This is a genomic window from Tabrizicola sp. (assembly GCF_022842145.1).
Lineage (GTDB): Bacteria > Pseudomonadota > Alphaproteobacteria > Rhodobacterales > Rhodobacteraceae > Tabrizicola.
The window spans coordinates 22369-37971 of the sequence record NZ_JALHQD010000002.1 but is presented as its reverse complement, the minus strand read 5'-3'; the positions used below and the strand labels follow the sequence as shown (position 1 = coordinate 37971).

General features: G+C 65.7%; 15 protein-coding genes. All 15 read right to left on the bottom strand.

Annotated features, from left to right (window positions below; genetic code table 11):
* Nucleotides 1-2 precede the first annotated feature (2 nt).
* The 15 genes from Q0C42_RS05130 to Q0C42_RS05060 all read right to left on the bottom strand — a co-directional run bounded on the left by Q0C42_RS05130 (nucleotide 3) and on the right by Q0C42_RS05060 (nucleotide 15533).
* Nucleotides 3-518: a flavin reductase family protein gene (locus Q0C42_RS05130; protein WP_295072962.1), complete on the bottom strand. Its 516-nt coding sequence runs from the start codon at nucleotides 516-518 to the stop codon at nucleotides 3-5.
* Between the two features lie 107 nt (nucleotides 519-625).
* Nucleotides 626-1048, bottom strand: coding sequence for a Cu(I)-responsive transcriptional regulator (cueR, locus tag Q0C42_RS05125; protein WP_295074316.1), 423 nt, complete (start codon nucleotides 1046-1048; stop codon nucleotides 626-628).
* Nucleotides 1048-3486 carry a heavy metal translocating P-type ATPase gene (locus Q0C42_RS05120; RefSeq protein ID WP_295072959.1) on the bottom strand — a complete coding sequence of 813 codons (2439 nt, stop codon included), beginning with the start codon at nucleotides 3484-3486 and terminating at the stop codon, nucleotides 1048-1050. Before Q0C42_RS05120 ends, cueR begins: the two co-directional genes overlap by 1 nt.
* Before the next feature lie 215 nt (nucleotides 3487-3701).
* Entirely contained in the window at nucleotides 3702-4541 is an 840-nt protein-coding gene (locus Q0C42_RS05115; RefSeq protein WP_295072956.1) for a 3-keto-5-aminohexanoate cleavage protein, read from the bottom strand.
* Nucleotides 4538-5410, bottom strand: a complete 873-nt coding sequence (locus Q0C42_RS05110; RefSeq protein ID WP_295072953.1) for an intradiol ring-cleavage dioxygenase — start codon at nucleotides 5408-5410, stop codon at nucleotides 4538-4540. The genes Q0C42_RS05115 and Q0C42_RS05110 overlap by 4 nt, the downstream gene beginning before the upstream one ends.
* Before the next feature lies 1 nt (nucleotide 5411).
* Entirely contained in the window at nucleotides 5412-7163 is a 1752-nt protein-coding gene (locus tag Q0C42_RS05105) for an FAD-dependent monooxygenase (protein ID WP_295072951.1), read from the bottom strand.
* Nucleotides 7156-8202, bottom strand: a complete 1047-nt coding sequence (locus Q0C42_RS05100; RefSeq protein ID WP_295072947.1) for a branched-chain amino acid ABC transporter permease — start codon at nucleotides 8200-8202, stop codon at nucleotides 7156-7158. The genes Q0C42_RS05105 and Q0C42_RS05100 overlap by 8 nt, the downstream gene beginning before the upstream one ends.
* Nucleotide 8203: 1 nt before the next feature.
* Nucleotides 8204-9067: a branched-chain amino acid ABC transporter permease gene (locus tag Q0C42_RS05095; RefSeq protein WP_295072945.1), complete on the bottom strand. Its 864-nt coding sequence runs from the start codon at nucleotides 9065-9067 to the stop codon at nucleotides 8204-8206.
* A 144-nt stretch (nucleotides 9068-9211) separates the two neighbouring features.
* On the bottom strand, nucleotides 9212-9919 hold the full coding sequence (locus tag Q0C42_RS05090) for an ABC transporter ATP-binding protein (protein WP_295072942.1): 708 nt from the start codon (nucleotides 9917-9919) through the stop codon (nucleotides 9212-9214).
* Nucleotides 9919-10641, bottom strand: a complete 723-nt coding sequence (locus Q0C42_RS05085) for an ABC transporter ATP-binding protein (RefSeq protein WP_295072938.1) — start codon at nucleotides 10639-10641, stop codon at nucleotides 9919-9921. Before Q0C42_RS05085 ends, Q0C42_RS05090 begins: the two co-directional genes overlap by 1 nt.
* A gap of 49 nt (nucleotides 10642-10690) precedes the next feature.
* On the bottom strand, nucleotides 10691-11965 hold the full coding sequence (locus tag Q0C42_RS05080; protein WP_295072935.1) for an ABC transporter substrate-binding protein: 1275 nt from the start codon (nucleotides 11963-11965) through the stop codon (nucleotides 10691-10693).
* Entirely contained in the window at nucleotides 11940-13049 is a 1110-nt protein-coding gene (locus Q0C42_RS05075) for a maleylacetate reductase (protein ID WP_295072933.1), read from the bottom strand. Before Q0C42_RS05075 ends, Q0C42_RS05080 begins: the two co-directional genes overlap by 26 nt.
* Nucleotides 13046-13705, bottom strand: a complete 660-nt coding sequence (locus Q0C42_RS05070) for a dienelactone hydrolase family protein (protein WP_295072930.1) — start codon at nucleotides 13703-13705, stop codon at nucleotides 13046-13048. Before Q0C42_RS05070 ends, Q0C42_RS05075 begins: the two co-directional genes overlap by 4 nt.
* The gene (locus tag Q0C42_RS05065; protein WP_295072928.1) at nucleotides 13705-14670 is read right to left on the bottom strand and encodes a VOC family protein; all 966 of its coding nucleotides are present in this window, start codon (nucleotides 14668-14670) and stop codon (nucleotides 13705-13707) included. Before Q0C42_RS05065 ends, Q0C42_RS05070 begins: the two co-directional genes overlap by 1 nt.
* On the bottom strand, nucleotides 14667-15533 hold the full coding sequence (locus Q0C42_RS05060) for a dioxygenase (protein WP_295072925.1): 867 nt from the start codon (nucleotides 15531-15533) through the stop codon (nucleotides 14667-14669). The genes Q0C42_RS05065 and Q0C42_RS05060 overlap by 4 nt, the downstream gene beginning before the upstream one ends.
* Nucleotides 15534-15603 lie beyond the last annotated feature (70 nt).

The following is a 15603-nucleotide window of genomic DNA, read 5'->3' as shown; positions in this document are numbered from 1 at the left end:
GGTTACTTCACGTCCAGGTGGATGGCCCTGCGGTAGGCTCGCTGGCCGTAAAGCAGGGCCGAGCCGTTGTCCGAAAGCCGGACTGCACTGACCCGGCCCACGAAGATGTGGTGCGTTTCCCACAGAAGCGCGGTGGCGAGGCGGCATTCGAAACTGGCGGTGGCGCCTGCAAGCAGCGGCTGGCCGATGTCGCCCGCGGTCCAATTGACCCGGTCGAACCGTTCGCCGCGCTCTGTCGTGCTGCGGCCCGCGAAGAGGTTCGCGATCTCTTGCTGGTCTTCTGCCAACAGGTTGGCGCAAAAAGCCTGGTTCAGCAGGATCGCCGTCGCCGCCGGAGATTGCCGGTTGATGCAGACCAGAAGGGACGGCTGCTCTCCATCTGCCGAGACCGAGGTCAGCGACGAGACGGTGACGCCCGCGCGCCCGCCCTCGCCGTTGGTGGTGGCGACGGCGACGAAGGTGGACGCGCGGCTCATGCCTTCGACGAAGGCGGCGCGAAGGTCGGCGATTTCAGGCATCAGGTTTCCCGGGGTACAGGCTGCACAGGCGGAGGCGAGCGTCATTCCGGCATGTAAACCTTTATCGCGCCGAGAAAATGGCGCGGAGGCCTTGCGACCCGGTTTTTCTATCGACCCGTTGTCACCGGGGCGGCAAAGGCCGGCGTGCCACCAAGATCATCAAGGATCGGACAGTCGGGACGCCGGTCTCCCGCGCAGCAATGCACCAGATGTTCCAATGCGGCCTTCATGTCCTGCATCTCGCGGATCCGTGCCTCCAGCGCCTGAACCTGAGCTTCGGCGAGGTGCTTGACGTCGGCGCTTGCCCGGCTGCGGTCATTCCAGAGGGCCAACAGGTCGGCCACCTTCTCCATCGGGAACCCGAGGTCGCGGGCGCGGCGGACGAAGCGAAGGATCTGCACCTCCTTCGGGCCATAGGTCCGGTAGCCCGAGGCCGTCCGCCCAGCTGGGGGGATCAGGCCGGTTTCCTCGTAATAGCGGATCATTTTCGCCGACACGCCGCTAGCGGCGGAAGCTTCACCGATATTCATCATGCGCGTGTTCCATAGCGTTTCAGCCGCAGGGCATTGGTGAGGACAAAGACCGAGGACATTGCCATCGCCCCCGCCGCAAGAACCGGAGACAGCAGGATGCCGAAGGTCGGATAAAGGACCCCAGCCGCTACGGGGATTAGGGCGGCGTTGTAGGCAAAGGCCCAGAACAGGTTCTGCTTGATGTTCCGCATCGTCGCGCGGCTGAGGCCAATGGCATCTGCCAGCGCCGGCAACCGGCCCGAGACCAGCACCACATCCGCCGCCTCGATGGCGATGTCGGTGCCGGTGCCCATCGCGATGCCCACGTCGGCCTCGGCCAGGGCGGGCGCGTCGTTGATCCCGTCCCCGGCGAACGCGAGCTTACCCTCGGCCTTCAGCTTGCGGATCACCTCGACCTTGCCCTCGGGCGTCACCTCGGCCACGACCTCGTCAATGCCAAGGTCGCGCGCGATGGCCTTGGCCGTCCGGGCATTGTCCCCGGAGATCATCGCCAGCTTCAGACCCATCGCCTTCATCGCGGCTATCGCGGCCGGGGTCGTCGCCTTCACCGTGTCGGCCACCGCCAGCAGGGCCACCAACTTGCCATCCCGTGCCGCGTAAAGCGGGCTTTCGCCCCGGTCGGCCAGTCGTTCAGCCTCGGGCAGGAAGGCGGCGATGTCGACGCCGCGATTGCCCATCTCGCGGGCAGAGCCGAGGGCTATTTCCGCCGCACCGACGCGGGCCGAGACACCGTGGCCGGGCTTCGCCAGGAAGCCGTCAACCTTGGGCAGGGTCATTCCTGCCGCCGCCGCGACGATGGCCCGTGCGACGGGATGCTCGGACTGGGCCTCGACTGCGGCCAGTACCGGCAGCAGAGCCTCCCTGGTTTCCCCCGGCGCAGGCTGGAAGCTGGTCAGAACCGGCTTGCCCTCGGTCAGGGTGCCCGTCTTGTCGAAAGCCACGATCTGCACGCCTTGCAGGGCCTGCAATGCCTCGCCCTTGCGGAAAAGGACGCCGAGTTCAGCGCCGCGACCTGTCCCCACCAGAATGGATACCGGAGTCGCCAGACCCATCGCGCAGGGGCAGGCGATGATCAGCACCGCAACCGCATTGACCAGCGCCATCGGCAAGGACGGCGCCGGGCCGAAGACCAGCCAGACGAGGAAGGTCGCCACCGCCAGCCCCATCACCGCAGGGACGAACCACAGCGTCACCTTGTCGACCAGCGCCTGGATCGGCAGCTTGCCACCCTGGGCCGCCTCGACCATGCGGATGATCCGCGACAGCATGGTGTCCGCGCCGACCGACACGGCCTCCATCACCAAGGCACCCGTCTGGTTCACGGTGCCGCCGATCACGCGGTCGCCAGCGTGCTTTTCCACCGGCAAAGGCTCACCTGTCACCATCGACTCGTCGATCCAGCTGGAGCCCTCGGCCACTTTGCCGTCGACGGGCACACGTTCGCCCGGTCGGAGTTCCAGCAAGTCGCCCGGCCGCACCTCTGCAACGGGGACATCCCGCACCTGCGCTTCGCGCCGCAAATGCGCGATTGCCGGTTGCAGGCCGACCAGCCGCTCGATGGCCTTGGACGACCGGCCCTTGGCCCGCGCTTCCAGCAGGCGACCAAGAAGGATCAGGGTGACGATCACCGCCGCGGCTTCGAAGTAGACGACGACCGAGCCAGGCGGCAAGAGGCCCGGCAGGAAGGTCGCAAGCGTCGAATAGGCCCAGGCCGCCCCCGAGCCGATGGCGACCAGCGACGACATGTCAGGTGCGCCCTTCAGCAGCGCCGGGATGCCCTTGACGAAGAAGCGCCGTCCCGGACCCGCCAGGACCAGCGTGGTCAGGAGGAACTGGATCAGCCAGCTTGCCCCCTGCCCGATGGTCCCCAGGATGAAGTGGTGAAAGGCCGGGACCAGATGCGCGCCCATCTCCAGCACGAAGACCGGCAGGGTCAGGACGGCCGCAAGGATCAGGTTGCGGGTCAGACCTTCCGCCTCTCGCTCACGGCGTTCTGTCGGGGTCTCGGCATTTGCGGAGGCGGCGATGTGCGCCTCGTACCCCACGGCCTTGACCGCCTGGAGCAGGGCAGCAGGATCGACCGTCCCCTCGACCCGGGCCGTTTCCGTCGCGAGGTTCACATTGGCGAGCGTCACCCCGGGCACCGCCTTGAGCGCGCGTTCCACCCGGGCGACGCAGGAGGCGCAGGTCATGCCCTCGATGCTCAATTCCTGCGAGACGGCAGGGACATGGTAGCCCGCCTTCTCGACCGCGCCGATCAGCGCGTCAGGCGGTGCGATGCCGGTGATCTCGGCGGTTTCGGTTGCGAGGTTCACAGCGGCGGCGCGGACGCCGGGTACGGCCTTCAGGGCCCGTTCCACCCGACCCGCGCAAGAGGCGCAGGTCATGCCGGTGATGGGCAGGGCTACTGTGGTTTCGCGAAGGGGAGCAGTCATGGTCCGTCCTCTCTTGATGGTCGGGACCTTCCTGATATGGACCTTCCCATAATGGTAAGGTCAACCCCCTTTGCGGGATATTCTGCAAACCTCTCAAGCGACAAACATCGCGCTTGGGTGGTTGGGAAAGGCATGGAGTTTTTGCGGGCAAATCTTTTGCCCGACGGCGCGCTGATTTCGGCAGCAAGAGACCATTCTTGCAGCGCTGGTCTGACTTAACTCAGCTGGGCTGACATCCTCAGACCCAGCAATTCGCGGGCTTCCCGGGGCGAGGCGACGCTTCTTCCCACCCTGTCGCAAATCTCGACCACCCGCGTGACGAGGGCCGCATTGGACGGGGCAAGCGTGGTCCGTGACAGGCGGACATTGTCCTCCAGCCCCGTGCGGGCATGGCCGCCAGCGGCGACGGACCATTCGTTCAAGGTGATCTGGTGCGGTCCGATGCCTGCGGCGCACCATTCGGAACCCGGCAGCAGGCGTTCGACAGTGCGGATATAGTAGTCAAAGACATCCCGGTCCGCTGGCATGGCGTTCTTCACCCCCATGACGAATTGCACATAGGCCGGCGCTTTCAGTCGACCGTCAGCCTGCATCGCGGCGGCCTGATGGATGTGGGAGAGATCGAAGCACTCGATTTCGGGCTTGATGTCGTAAGCCAGCATCTCACTGGCGAGCCAGTCGACAAGATCTGGCGGGTTTTCATAGACGCGGGTCGGGAAGTTGTTCGACCCGACGGACAGCGAAGCCATGTCGGGTCTGAGCGGCAGCATCCCACCGCGCGCCTGGCCTGCGCCCGAGCGGCCTCCGGTCGAGAACTGGATGATCATTCCAGGGCAGTGTTTTTCGATCCCTTCCTTCAGGCGCGCAAACTTCTCGGGATCGGCGGAGGGGGTCTCGTCGTCATTGCGGACATGGGCGTGCACGATGGTGGCGCCGGCCTCGAAGGCGGCGTGGGTGGATTCGATCTGTTCCGGGACAGTGATGGGCACGGCCGGGTTGTCGGCCTTCCTAGGAAGCGAACCGGTGATGGCGACGCAGATGATGCAGGGTTTCATGCGGGGGCCAAGATGAAATCGTGTTCCACAAGGAAGAAGGGTTTGTCGAAGCCCGCATCTGCGCTGGCGGCGGGTTCGGTGATCTTCTGGAAGGTGGCCAGCAGGCTTTCCTTCACGCCGAAAACTGCGTCCGAGCTTATGTAGGGATCGTCGGGGTCGAAGATGTGCGTCACGAGACGGGAGTGGCCGTCCGCCTCGATGATGTAGTGCAGGTGGGCCGGGCGGAACGGGTGGCGGCCGAGGGCTTTCAGAAGCTGGCCGACCGGGCCGTCGTCGGGGATCGGGTAGAATTTCGGCTTCACGCCCTTGAACCAGTAGCTGCCATCCGGCCCAGTGCGGAACACGCCGCGCAGGTTGAAGTCCGGCTGCAGGCCCTTTTGCTGGACGTCGTAGAAGCCTTCGTCATTCGCCTGCCAGACGTCGATCTTGGCATTTGCCAATGGCGTGCCGTCGGTGGAGCGGATGGTGCCGCGCACCAGCATCGGCTCGCCCTTCTGGTCAAGGCAAATGTCTGCACCCATCGGCAGCTCGGGCGCGTCGGCGACGTGGAAGGGGCCGAGGACGGTGGATTCGGACGCGCCGGAGGGTTTGCGGTTGTTGATCGCGTCGACCAGCATCGAGACACCGAGGACGTCCGACAGCAGGATGAACTCCTGCCGCCAGTCGGTGCATTTGTGGCCGGTGGCGGTGAGGAACTGGATGGCCTGGAACCATTCTCCTTCCGTCGGTTCAATCTCTTTCACGGCGGCGTGGAGGTGGCGGGTGAGGATCGCCATGACCTCGGCAAGGCGGGCGTCCTTGGCCTTGGCGTTGCGTGAGATGACGACGTCGGCGGAGGTGGCCTCGGTGAAGAACCCTTGTTCGGTCATGTCAGTGCCCCAGAATGGCGCGGAGCGCGCGGGTGAGGTCGGCCTCGGCATTGGCCGAAGCGGTCTGGCAGCGCCAGGCAACGTGGTGGTCCGGGCGGACAAGGAGGCAACCACCGTCCTTGATGTCGCGGATCTTGTTCCAGTCGCCGACGTGATCCTCATAGTCCGCGCGGGGGCCGATGGTGACGGTGCGGAGAGAAAGTCCCAGCGCCTTGGCGGCGGCTTCGGCGGCGGTGACCCAGGTCCCACCCCCGATGCCGGTCAGGAGGGTGAACTTCCCCTTGCCGCAGAGGTCCAGCGTGGAGTGTTTGCGCCCCTGACGGTCATAGACCCAGGCATGGGGCAGCCGTGCGCCGGGGGTGGTGGTGGGGTGGTAGTAAAGCTCCATATCGGCGTTCACGGGGGCTGTGGTGCCGTCGCTGACCACGGCGCCGGAGGTGTAGCGCTGGTTTATCTCGACCCCGTGGCAGTCGAATTCGTAGACCTTGAAGTCGATGGCCTTCCGCAGCGCCTCACGCTGGGCTTCGCCCGCCGGGGTGGCGTCGCAACGGGCGGCCATGCTGGCTTCGATCCGGTCGTGGTCGACCCCACCGTCCATGCCGAGGGCTTCGAAGATCGGGCCGAATTCGGCGATGGACTGGTTGGCACGGGTAACGATCTGGCGGGCGATTGGCGCACGTTCGGTGGAGTAGCTGTCGAGAAGCTTGGGGGCGGCCTGACCCTTGACCACTGCGGCGAGTTTCCAGGCGAGGTTGAAGCCGTCCTGGATCGAGGTGTTGGAGCCAAGGCCATTCGATGGCGGATGCCGGTGGGCGGCATCGCCCATGATGAAGACGCGGTCCTTCTGCATGTGGGTGGCGAAGCAATTGTTCACCGTCCAGGTGTTGGCAGAAATCAGGTCGATCTCCAGGTCCGGCACCCCGACCAGTTGGCGGGCTACCTGGGTGGCCATTGCGGCGTCGACGACGGGGGCGGGCTGGTTGATGTCGTAGCCCCAGACGATCAGCCATTCGTTCCAGGGGCGGACCATGCGGACCAGCCCCATGCCGATGCCGCCGACGTCGGCGCCGGGCTGCATGACCCAGTAAAGGACGCTGGGGCGGTGGGCGACGTAACGCGACAGGTCGGCGCGGAAAAGGATGTTCATCGACCCGCCGACACCCATCTTGCCTTCGAACGGCAGGCCCGCGTGTTCTGCGACGAGGGAATTTCCACCATCCGCGCCAACCAGATACTTCGACCGGATTGTCACGTCCTTGCCGGTCAGCCGGTCGCGGCAGGTGGTGGTGACGCCGTCGGCATCCTGGATGTGGGAGAGGTATTCGGTGGACATGCGCGATTGCGCACCACGCGAGCACGCGGTCTTGAAGAGGATCGGCTCCATGAAGGTCTGCGGCAGGTCGTTCATCTCGCACGGGCTGGCGCGGAGGTGGCGGGCTTTGCTTTCGGGCGAGGTGCCCCAGGATTGCATCCGACCCAGCTCCTCACCGGCGAGGCTGACACAAAAGACGTTGTTGCCCATCAGCTCTTGCGGGGCGGCGTGCAGCATCGCCTCCGCTTCCACTTCCGGCCCGAGGTCGCGCAGGACCTCCATCGTGCGCTGGTTGGTGATGTGGGCGCGCGGCGTGTTGGCAAGCCAGCGGTAGCGGTTCACCACCAGCGTCTCGACCCCGGAGGAGGCGAGGAGGGCCGCCGTGGCGCTTCCGGCGGGGCCGGTGCCGATGATGAGAACGTCAGTGGTGATGTCAGCCATCTTTGGCTCCTTCGAAGATGAGGCGGCGTTGGACGGGGAAGAGGGCGATGCCCCAGCGGTCGTGGATCAGTCCCCAGAGCCCGCGCGGGGCGAAAAGCATGGTGGCGATGGCAAGAATGCCGAGGGCGAGGAGATACCAGCTGCCGTAGTCGGCGAAGGCGGTCTGCAGGCCCCAGAAGACGAGGACCCCGAGGATCGGGCCTTCCAGCCTGCCGATGCCGCCAATGACGGCGATGAATATGACGTAGGCAGTCCAAGTGGTGACGGAGAATGCCGCGTCCGGAGAGATGCGGGCGGTCTGGACGTAGATGAGGGCCCCGACGAGGCCGGTCATCGTGGCGGCGGACAGGAACACCAGCCATTTGACGCGGGTGGCATCGACACCCACGGAGCGGGCAGCGTTGTCGTTGTCGCGCACGGCGGCGAGCGCCAAGCCAGTGCGGGAGCGCAGAAGCGCGTAGATCGCGGCCATGGTGCCAACGGCGAGGGCAAGGGCGAGCCAGTAGGCCAGCACATCACGCGCGGCGGCGTCGCGGAGATCGAAGAGGTTCGCGATGGCCTCGACGCCGATGATGTCTGAGGTGGCTTCGCGCGGAAGCGAGGTGCCGGTGCCGCCGCCGAGGGTCTTCCACTGGGCGATCAGCAGGCGCGTCACCTCGGCGATGACCCAGGTGCCGATGGCGAAGTAGGCCCCGGCCAGGCGGAAGGCGAAGAAGGCCATCGGGATGGCGAGGAGGAAGGCGGCGAGGCCACCGAGCAGGATGGCGGGGACCGGGTCCCAGCCCCAGAGGATGACGCCGCCGAACATCGCGTAGGCGCCGATCCCGACGAAGGCCTGCTGGCCAACGCTGACCATGCCGCCGAAACCCGCGATCAGGTTCCAGAGCTGGGCGAGGGTCAGCATGGTCAGGATGAAGAACAGGTCCTGGATCAGGCTGCGCGAGGCGAAAGCGGGGAGGATAAGGCCGATGGCGATCAAGGCCAGGGCGACGATCCCGGCGATGGTGGAGGCGCGGGTGCGAGTGGTGACGGTTGCCATGTCAGTCCACCGCCCGTGGGAAAAGGCCGCGCGGGCGGATCAGGAGGACGATCAGGAAGGCGATGTGGCCGGCAAGGATCTGCCATTCCGGGTTGATCTGCGCGCCGACGGTTTGCGCGACGCCAATGATTGCCCCGCCAATCAGGGTGCCCCACAGGCTGCCGAGGCCGCCGATGATGACGGCCTGGAAGGCGTAGAGGAGGCGCGCCGGGCCAATGGAGGGGTCGAAGTTCGACCGCATGCCAAGATAGAGCGCGGCGATGGTGACGATCACCATGGCAAGGCCGGTGGCGATGGCGAAGACCGACTTCGGGTTGATGCCCATCAGGCTGGCGGTCGCGGGGTCATCCGACACGGCGCGGAAGGCGCGGCCGAGGGCGGTGGTGTAGAAGATCCGGTTGAGGGCGAAGATCACCAGGACGGCGGAGGCGAAGGTGAGAAGCGGCAGGGTGCCGACGGTGACAGGGCCAAGGTCGATGGAGGCGCTTTCCAGCGGGCCGGCGGTGAGGCGCTGGCTGTCGGCGGAGAAGACCTCCAGCATTCCGTTCTGCAGGGCGACGGAAAGGCCGAAGGTGACGAGGAGCGGGGGCAGGATGTCCTTGCCCAAGACCCGGTTCAGCACGAACCGCTGCAGCGCCCAGCCGAAGGCGAACATCAGGGGCGCGGCGAGAAGGGCCGCGAGGAAAGGGTTGAGGCCGAGTGTCGCGGTGACCAGGAGGATCGCGAAGGCGGCGAAGATGATCAGGTCGCCATGCGCAAGGTTCACGAGGCGCATGATGCCGAAGACGAGGCTCAACCCCGCGGCGAAGAGCGCGTAAAGGCCGCCGAGGAGAATGCCCTGCACGAGGACGTCAAGCCAGATCATCGGACGCCTCACGGGTGGGCACGGTTTTCAAATTGAGCGCCTTGCGGCGCGAGCCTTTTGTCTCGACCTTGCACGTGAAGGACGTGCAAGGGCTCGGGTCTGCCTCCGGCGGGGATATTTCGGCAAAGGTGAAAGGCATGGCTGTCATGCGGCCGCCCCGAAATAGGCGGCGTGGATCGCCTCGCGGGTGACGTCCCTGGCGGAAGCGGTCAGGGTAACACGGCCCTCCATCAGGCAGTAGACGCGGTCGGCGACGGCAAGGGCACGGGAGATGTCCTGTTCGACGACGATGACGGCGGCACCGGTGGCGCGGATCGCGGGGAGGGCTGCGTAGATGTCGCGGATCACGACGGGGGCGAGGCCGAGGCTGATCTCGTCGCAGAGGAGAAGCTCGGGGTTCGACATCAGCGCGCGGCCGATCGCGACCATCTGTTGCTGTCCGCCGGAGAGGGCGGTGCCGGGGGAGTGGCGGCGTTCTTTCAGGATCGGAAAAAGGGCATAGATTTCGTCCAGCGACCAGCGGCCGGTGCCTTTGCGGATTTGGCTTCCGATCAGGAGGTTCTCCTCGACGCTGAGCGAGGGGAAGAGCTTGCGGCCTTCGGGGACCATGGCGATGCCGCGTTGCAGGATCTGGTCGGCAGGCAGCGCGCCGATGGGGGTACCGTTGTGCAGGATCTGGTCGGGGGCGTTGGTCAGGATGCCGGTGATCGACCGCATCAGGGTGGTTTTGCCCGCGCCGTTCGCGCCGATGATCGCGACGCATTCGCCGGGCTCGACCAATAGGTCGACGCCGAAGAGGGCCTTGAACTGGCCGTATTGCGCGGTGAGGCCTTGGGTGGACAGCAGCGGCATCAGACCTCCAGCCCGAGGTAGATCTCACGGACTTCCCTCGACGCCATGATCGCGTCGGGCGCGCCGATGCCGATCACCTTGCCGAAGTCCAGAACCAACAGGCGTTCGACCACCGAGGTCAGCGCATGAAGGACGTGTTCGATCCAGATGATCGTGGTTCCCTTGGCGTGGAGGCGCTTGATGGTGGCGACGAGGGCTTGGCATTCTCCCTCGGTCAGTCCCCCGGCGATCTCGTCGAGGAGGAGGAGTTCAGGGCCGGTGGCCATCGCCCGGGCGAGTTCCAGGCGCTTGCGGTCGAGGAGCGAGAGGCCTCCGGCAAGCTGGTTGGCCTTGGGAAGGAGTTCGGTGTCCTGCAGGATCGCCACGCATTCGTCGGCGACCTCGGCCTCGCGCCTGTTCTGGCCGAAAGCGGCGGCGGTCAGGAGATTTTCGAAGGTGGTGAGACCTTCGAACGGCTGCGGGATCTGGAAGCTGCGGCCGACCCCCATGCGGACCCGGTCCATCGCGGCGGTATGGGTCACGTCGCGGCCAAGAAGGGTGATGGTCCCGGCATCGGGAAGGAAGTTGCCGGTGATCAGATTGAAGAGGGTGGATTTGCCTGCGCCGTTCGGGCCGATGATGCCGAGCGCCTGACCCTGCGGTACCGAAAACGACACGCCTTCGGTCACCTTGAGGGCGCCGAAGCTTTTTGAGACGTTGGTCAGGGTCAGGACATCGGTCATGGGTTTCGGGCCTTTGGCGCGGCCCCCGAGAACGGGGGCCGCGAAGGGATCAGGCCAGCGCTTCCATCGTACCGCCGGTCGGGATGGCGGGGGCGGTCTGGTTGTCGACGATGACGAGGTCAAAAGTGCCATCCTCTTTCCGCCGCCACTGGCCCCCGACGAGGGGAGTCTTGGTGACGTTGGTCTTGGCGAAGTCCGGCACGCCTTCGCCGTTCCAGGCGATCTTGCCGACCATGGTGTCAAGGTCGGTCGCGGCGATGGCGGCGGCCACGGCATCGGCATCGGTCACGTCCGAGACGCGACCCATGACGTTCGATGCCACCTCGAACAGCGAATGGACAAAGCCGATGGGTTGGGTCCAGGGGCGGTTGGTCTTGGCGGTGAAGTCGGCGGCCAGTTCCGCCGCGGACTGTCCGGTGAGCGAGGACTTGAACGGGTGGGTGTTGGACCACCAGACCTCGGACGACAGGTTATGCCCGGCCTCGCCCAAGGCCTCGACCGATTGGGGGAAGAGGATGGCCTTCGCGACAGTTATGATCTTGGGGTTGAAGCCCTGCTGCAGGGCCTGATTGCGGAAGGTGGTGAAGTCGGGCGGGATCACGACGCCGGTGACAATCTCGCAATTGGCGGCCTTGAAGGCGTTGATCTGGGCGCTGAAATCGTCGTTCAGGTTCTGGTAGCGACCGGGATCGTTCAGCGTATAGCCCTGCGCGGCGAAGCCGGGGCCGACGCCGACGTTCGGATCGCCCCAGGCGTTGCCGTCGCCATCATTGGGGAAGAGGCCGCCGACCTGCTTGTTGGTCTCGATCTGGTTCCACATGTTGAGGAAGACGGCGATGACGTCCTCCAGTCCCCAGAAGTAGTGGAAGGCGTAGTTGAAGGGCTTCCACGACGCCGGGTCGCCGGGGTTGCCTTGCTGGCCGATGAACCAGGGCTGCCAGGGCGCCTTGGTGGAGATGACGGGCATCCCCTCGGCCTCGCAGGTGGTGGCGACGGGGTTGGTGGTTTCGGGGGTGGAGGCGACGATCATCAGGTTGATCTCGTCATCGACGATCAGTTCCTTGGCGACAGAGGCGGCGCGATTCGGATCGGACTGGCTGTCCTTGACGATGACCTCGAAGTTCTGGCCCACTTCCGTGGCAAGGAATGCCTCGATGTTGTAGGCGTCGCTTTCGGCGAAACCGGCCAGCGGGCCGGACTGCGGGCTGACATAGCCGATGCGGATCTTGGCACCCTGCGCGATGGCCGGGGCAAAGAGGCCGGGGCTGGCGAGGGCGAGGCCGGTGGCGGCGCCGGATTTAAGAAGCTTGCGTCTGGTGATCATGGTTGGTCCTCCCTTTTGTTGTTTGGTCGGGGCAGTGCCCGTCGAAGGCCTGTTGCAGCAGGTGTTGGATGCCGTCGCGGGTGACGGGGCGTGGGTTGGCGTAGGGGTTCCTGGTGGCGATGTCGGCGGCGCGGTCGAGGTCTTTGGCGGTCAGGCCAAGGTCTGACAGGCGCAGGGGGGCGTTCAGCGATTTGGCGAAGTGCCAAAGGCCTTTCCCGGCGCTGCCGTGGCCGAAGGTGTCTGCGGTCGGCTTCAGGAGATCACCGACGGCGGGTTCGTTGTAGGCGGTGGTGTGGGGCAGCAGGACAGCGTGCGTCTCGGCATGGGGCAGGCCGAAGCTGCCGCCGAGGACGTGAGCCAGCTTGTGATGCAGCGCCATGGTGACGTGGCCGAGGGTCAGCGAACAGCCCCAGGCGGCATAAAGCGCCTTGGCGCGTGCGTCTTGGTCCTGCGGGTCTTTTGCGATGGCCGGGAGGGCCTCGCGGAAGGCCACCATCGCCTCGCGCGACAGGGCCTCGGTCACCGGGTGGCGGTCGGGAGCGTAGAAGCCCTCCATCGCGTGGGCGATGGCGTTGAGCGCGGAAGTGACGGTCAGCGCGACTGGCAGCGTCAGCGTCAGGTCGACGTCGTAGACCACGACTTCGGGCCGGATCGCGGGATCGCGGCGGGTGGTCTTCTCGCCTCCGGCAGTTTCGCCCAGGATATCGGTCATCTCGGAGCCCGCGTAGGTGGTGGGGATCACGACCTGATCGGCACCGGTCCGAACCGCAATGGCTTTGCCAAGGCCTGTCGTCGAGCCGCCCCCCAGCGAGACGACACAATCTGCATTCGCCGCGCGGAAGGCGACGATAGCTTGGTCGGTCACCTCCACGGGCGTGTGCATGGCGGCACCGGCGAAGACACCGGCGGCCAAGGAACCCAGTTGCCTTGCCAGGGCCTGTGCTTCGCCTTCCTGGTGGGGGGTCGACAAGACAAGCGCACGAGAATGGCCCAGGCGAGCAACTTCATCCGGCACCTGCGCCAAGGTGCCATGACCAAAGACCACGCGGGTGGTCAGGCCGGGGAAGACAAACGGGCGCGTCATCGCGGGGCCTCCATCCGGGGCGAGCGCCTGGCCGAAAGATCAGTCAGAAGGTTGTCGATGAGAGCGATCTCGGTGGCCGAAACTTCGTGGGGCCGAGCGGGGAAAACGTCGCAGCGCAGATCGGCTTCGGCGTGTCCCAGCTCGGTTACGGTATCCGCAAAGGCTTGCAAAGGAATCCACGGATCCGCGCTGCCACCGGAGAGGTAGACTGGCAATCCCCGCTGCAGACGAGATTGCCGATCATCACCCGGGACGCCGACGCGGCAACCGGTGAAGGCGGCCACGGCGGCAAGAGTGTGGGTTCCAGTAAACGCGTGTTCCAGCGAGAGACAAGCGCCCTGGCTGAAACCGGCGAGGACAAGTGGCGCACCGGGAGCCTTTGCCCGCAGGTCAGAAATTGCAGTGGCAAGCCCTGAAAGCGAGGCGGAGAGCTCTCCCCTTGTGGCGGCTGTCAGCGGATCGATCGCCCGGGCCGTGTACCAGCTTTTGCCCTCTGCCCGTGGCAGGACAAAGGCGGCGTCAGATGCGGACAGGCGACGGATGACTGCCGCCTCCATCTCTTCGGGCGACTGGTTGCGGCCGTGGACGAAGACGCACAGCACCTTCGCCCGCGCAGGAGCCACGCCGAAAGACAGGATGTCCGCGACCCCTGGCATCAGAAGGTGGCCGGTTCCAGGCCCGCTTCCATCTCGGCCTGACGATCGGCGAACCACGGCGGGAACACCAGCGACCGACCGATGGCGTCGGCGGGTTCGTCCTTTGCCCAACCCTCGGGCACGGTCCAGGCCAGTTCGAACATCGCGCCGCCGGGCGAGCGCATATACATCGACTTGAAGTACATCCGGTCTTTCTGCTCCGAGACGTCGGTGTAGCCCATCCCTTCCAGCCGGGCCTTCAGCGCGATCTGGTTCTCTTCGTTGCCGGTGTTGAAGGCGAGGTGGTGGACTGTGCCGCCCGCCAGCGTCCAGGTGCCCTGCGGGCTATCGCGGTCGGTGACCAGCTCGATCACCGAGCGGAGGCCGTCGTTCTGCGGCACGATCCACATGCTGCCGTTCGGGTCGGTGCCCTCGCGCCGGAACTGCATGCCGATGTCCAGAAACTCCTCCATCGGGCCGGCATCCATCACCGCAACGCCGCCTCCGTAAATTCCCTTGATGGCGACCTGCGCGGTGGTGCCCTGCGCCTCGTTGACGATCGGCGCGCGGGGATCATCCGGGTTTTCCACCAGCTCGTGCGGAATGCCGCACGGATGGGCGAACATCACGCGGGTCAGGCCGAAGCGTTCGCCCTTTGCCGCCGGAATGCCGTGCTTGTTCAGCCGGTCGACCCAGAAGTCCGCCGCCCCCACCGGGATCGCCTGCATGATCGTGCGAGTCTGGTTGGTACCGCGACGGCCAAAGATGCCGGGCTTCTTGAACGGAAAGGTGGTGATGATGGTCGAGGCGTCGCCATGCCGTGACCCGTAATACAGGTGATAGACCGGCAGCACCCCGTCAAACAGCACCGTCCGCTTGACCGAATAAAGTCCAAGCGCCTTGGTGTAGAAGTCGTAGTCCTCCTGCACGCCATGCGTGCTCATCGTCAGATGGTGGTAGCCTGAAACCAGGGCCATAAGCGTCATCCTTTCGGCTGATTGGGTTGCAGTGAGCCATCCCGGTCAAGAACCAGAACGACTTTCAGGAGGTCAGTGCCACCCGCGCCAAACTGTCCGATCAGGGCGGGCTTCACTGCGAAAAGCGCGTCGCGCGAAATTGCGGGATCGGCGCCATCGAAAATGGTGGTGACCAGTCGCCGGTGAGCGGGTGCCGAGACAGCGAAGTGGATGTGCGCGGGGCGGTCGAGCGAAAGTCCGAGGCGACGCGCCAGCTGTCCCACGGGCCCATCTTCGGGAAGCGCATAACCGCCGGGGCGAATGGTGCGGAAGTGGAAGCAACCGTCCGCGTCCGCAGTGAAAGCGCCGCGCAGGTTGTGTTCCGGCTGGTTGTCGGGATCCTGGTTCTCGTACCGGCCCTCGGAGTTGGCGTGCCACACCTCGACAAGGGCCCCCGACAGCGGTTTGCGGTCAGGGTCCAGCACCTGGCCCGCGACGGACAGAGGCTGGCCGGCGCCATTGCGACAAAGGTCGGCTCCCAAAGCCAGATGGGGCGCATCTGCCCGGTAGAACGGGCCGGGCAAGGTGGAAGGCGTGACGCCTGCCGTTTCCGTCCGTCCGCCGGAGAAAACGCCGTCTGTCAGACCAAATACGTCGGCGAGGATGACCCATTCCTGCCGACGGGCATCTGTCGCGTAGCCGACATCGGTCAGGAACTGGACCAGGGCGTCCAGCTCTTCCGGCGTGGGACGCAGCGTGGCGATGATCTGAAAGGCGTGATCCATGATCTGCCGGACGGCATCGCCCAGTCGGTCGGACGGGCTGGCCGCAAGGCGACGGCGCAACTCGGTCGCGATCTCGTGTCCCGCAGAGCTTGTGCCCTGTCCGTCCATCCCCTGCGCTCCCTTCAGATGCAGGCAAAGACTAGGCGGGTTGGCGGCTTCAGGTGATGACTTTTCGGAA

Bases quoted from the DNA above. Each gene is read 5' to 3' on its own strand.
- Q0C42_RS05130 (WP_295072962.1), bottom strand. From the start codon at position 518: ATGCCTGAAATCGCCGACCTTCGCGCCGCCTTCGTCGAAGGCATGAGC.
- cueR (WP_295074316.1), bottom strand. From the start codon at position 1,048: ATGAATATCGGTGAAGCTTCCGCCGCTAGCGGCGTGTCGGCGAAAATG.
- Q0C42_RS05120 (WP_295072959.1), bottom strand. From the start codon at position 3,486: ATGACTGCTCCCCTTCGCGAAACCACAGTAGCCCTGCCCATCACCGGC.
- Q0C42_RS05115 (WP_295072956.1), bottom strand. From the start codon at position 4,541: ATGAAACCCTGCATCATCTGCGTCGCCATCACCGGTTCGCTTCCTAGG.
- Q0C42_RS05110 (WP_295072953.1), bottom strand. From the start codon at position 5,410: ATGACCGAACAAGGGTTCTTCACCGAGGCCACCTCCGCCGACGTCGTC.
- Q0C42_RS05105 (WP_295072951.1), bottom strand. From the start codon at position 7,163: ATGGCTGACATCACCACTGACGTTCTCATCATCGGCACCGGCCCCGCC.
- Q0C42_RS05100 (WP_295072947.1), bottom strand. From the start codon at position 8,202: ATGGCAACCGTCACCACTCGCACCCGCGCCTCCACCATCGCCGGGATC.
- Q0C42_RS05095 (WP_295072945.1), bottom strand. From the start codon at position 9,067: ATGATCTGGCTTGACGTCCTCGTGCAGGGCATTCTCCTCGGCGGCCTT.
- Q0C42_RS05090 (WP_295072942.1), bottom strand. From the start codon at position 9,919: ATGCCGCTGCTGTCCACCCAAGGCCTCACCGCGCAATACGGCCAGTTC.
- Q0C42_RS05085 (WP_295072938.1), bottom strand. From the start codon at position 10,641: ATGACCGATGTCCTGACCCTGACCAACGTCTCAAAAAGCTTCGGCGCC.
- Q0C42_RS05080 (WP_295072935.1), bottom strand. From the start codon at position 11,965: ATGATCACCAGACGCAAGCTTCTTAAATCCGGCGCCGCCACCGGCCTC.
- Q0C42_RS05075 (WP_295072933.1), bottom strand. From the start codon at position 13,049: ATGACGCGCCCGTTTGTCTTCCCCGGCCTGACCACCCGCGTGGTCTTT.
- Q0C42_RS05070 (WP_295072930.1), bottom strand. From the start codon at position 13,705: ATGCCAGGGGTCGCGGACATCCTGTCTTTCGGCGTGGCTCCTGCGCGG.
- Q0C42_RS05065 (WP_295072928.1), bottom strand. From the start codon at position 14,670: ATGACGCTTATGGCCCTGGTTTCAGGCTACCACCATCTGACGATGAGC.
- Q0C42_RS05060 (WP_295072925.1), bottom strand. From the start codon at position 15,533: ATGGACGGACAGGGCACAAGCTCTGCGGGACACGAGATCGCGACCGAG.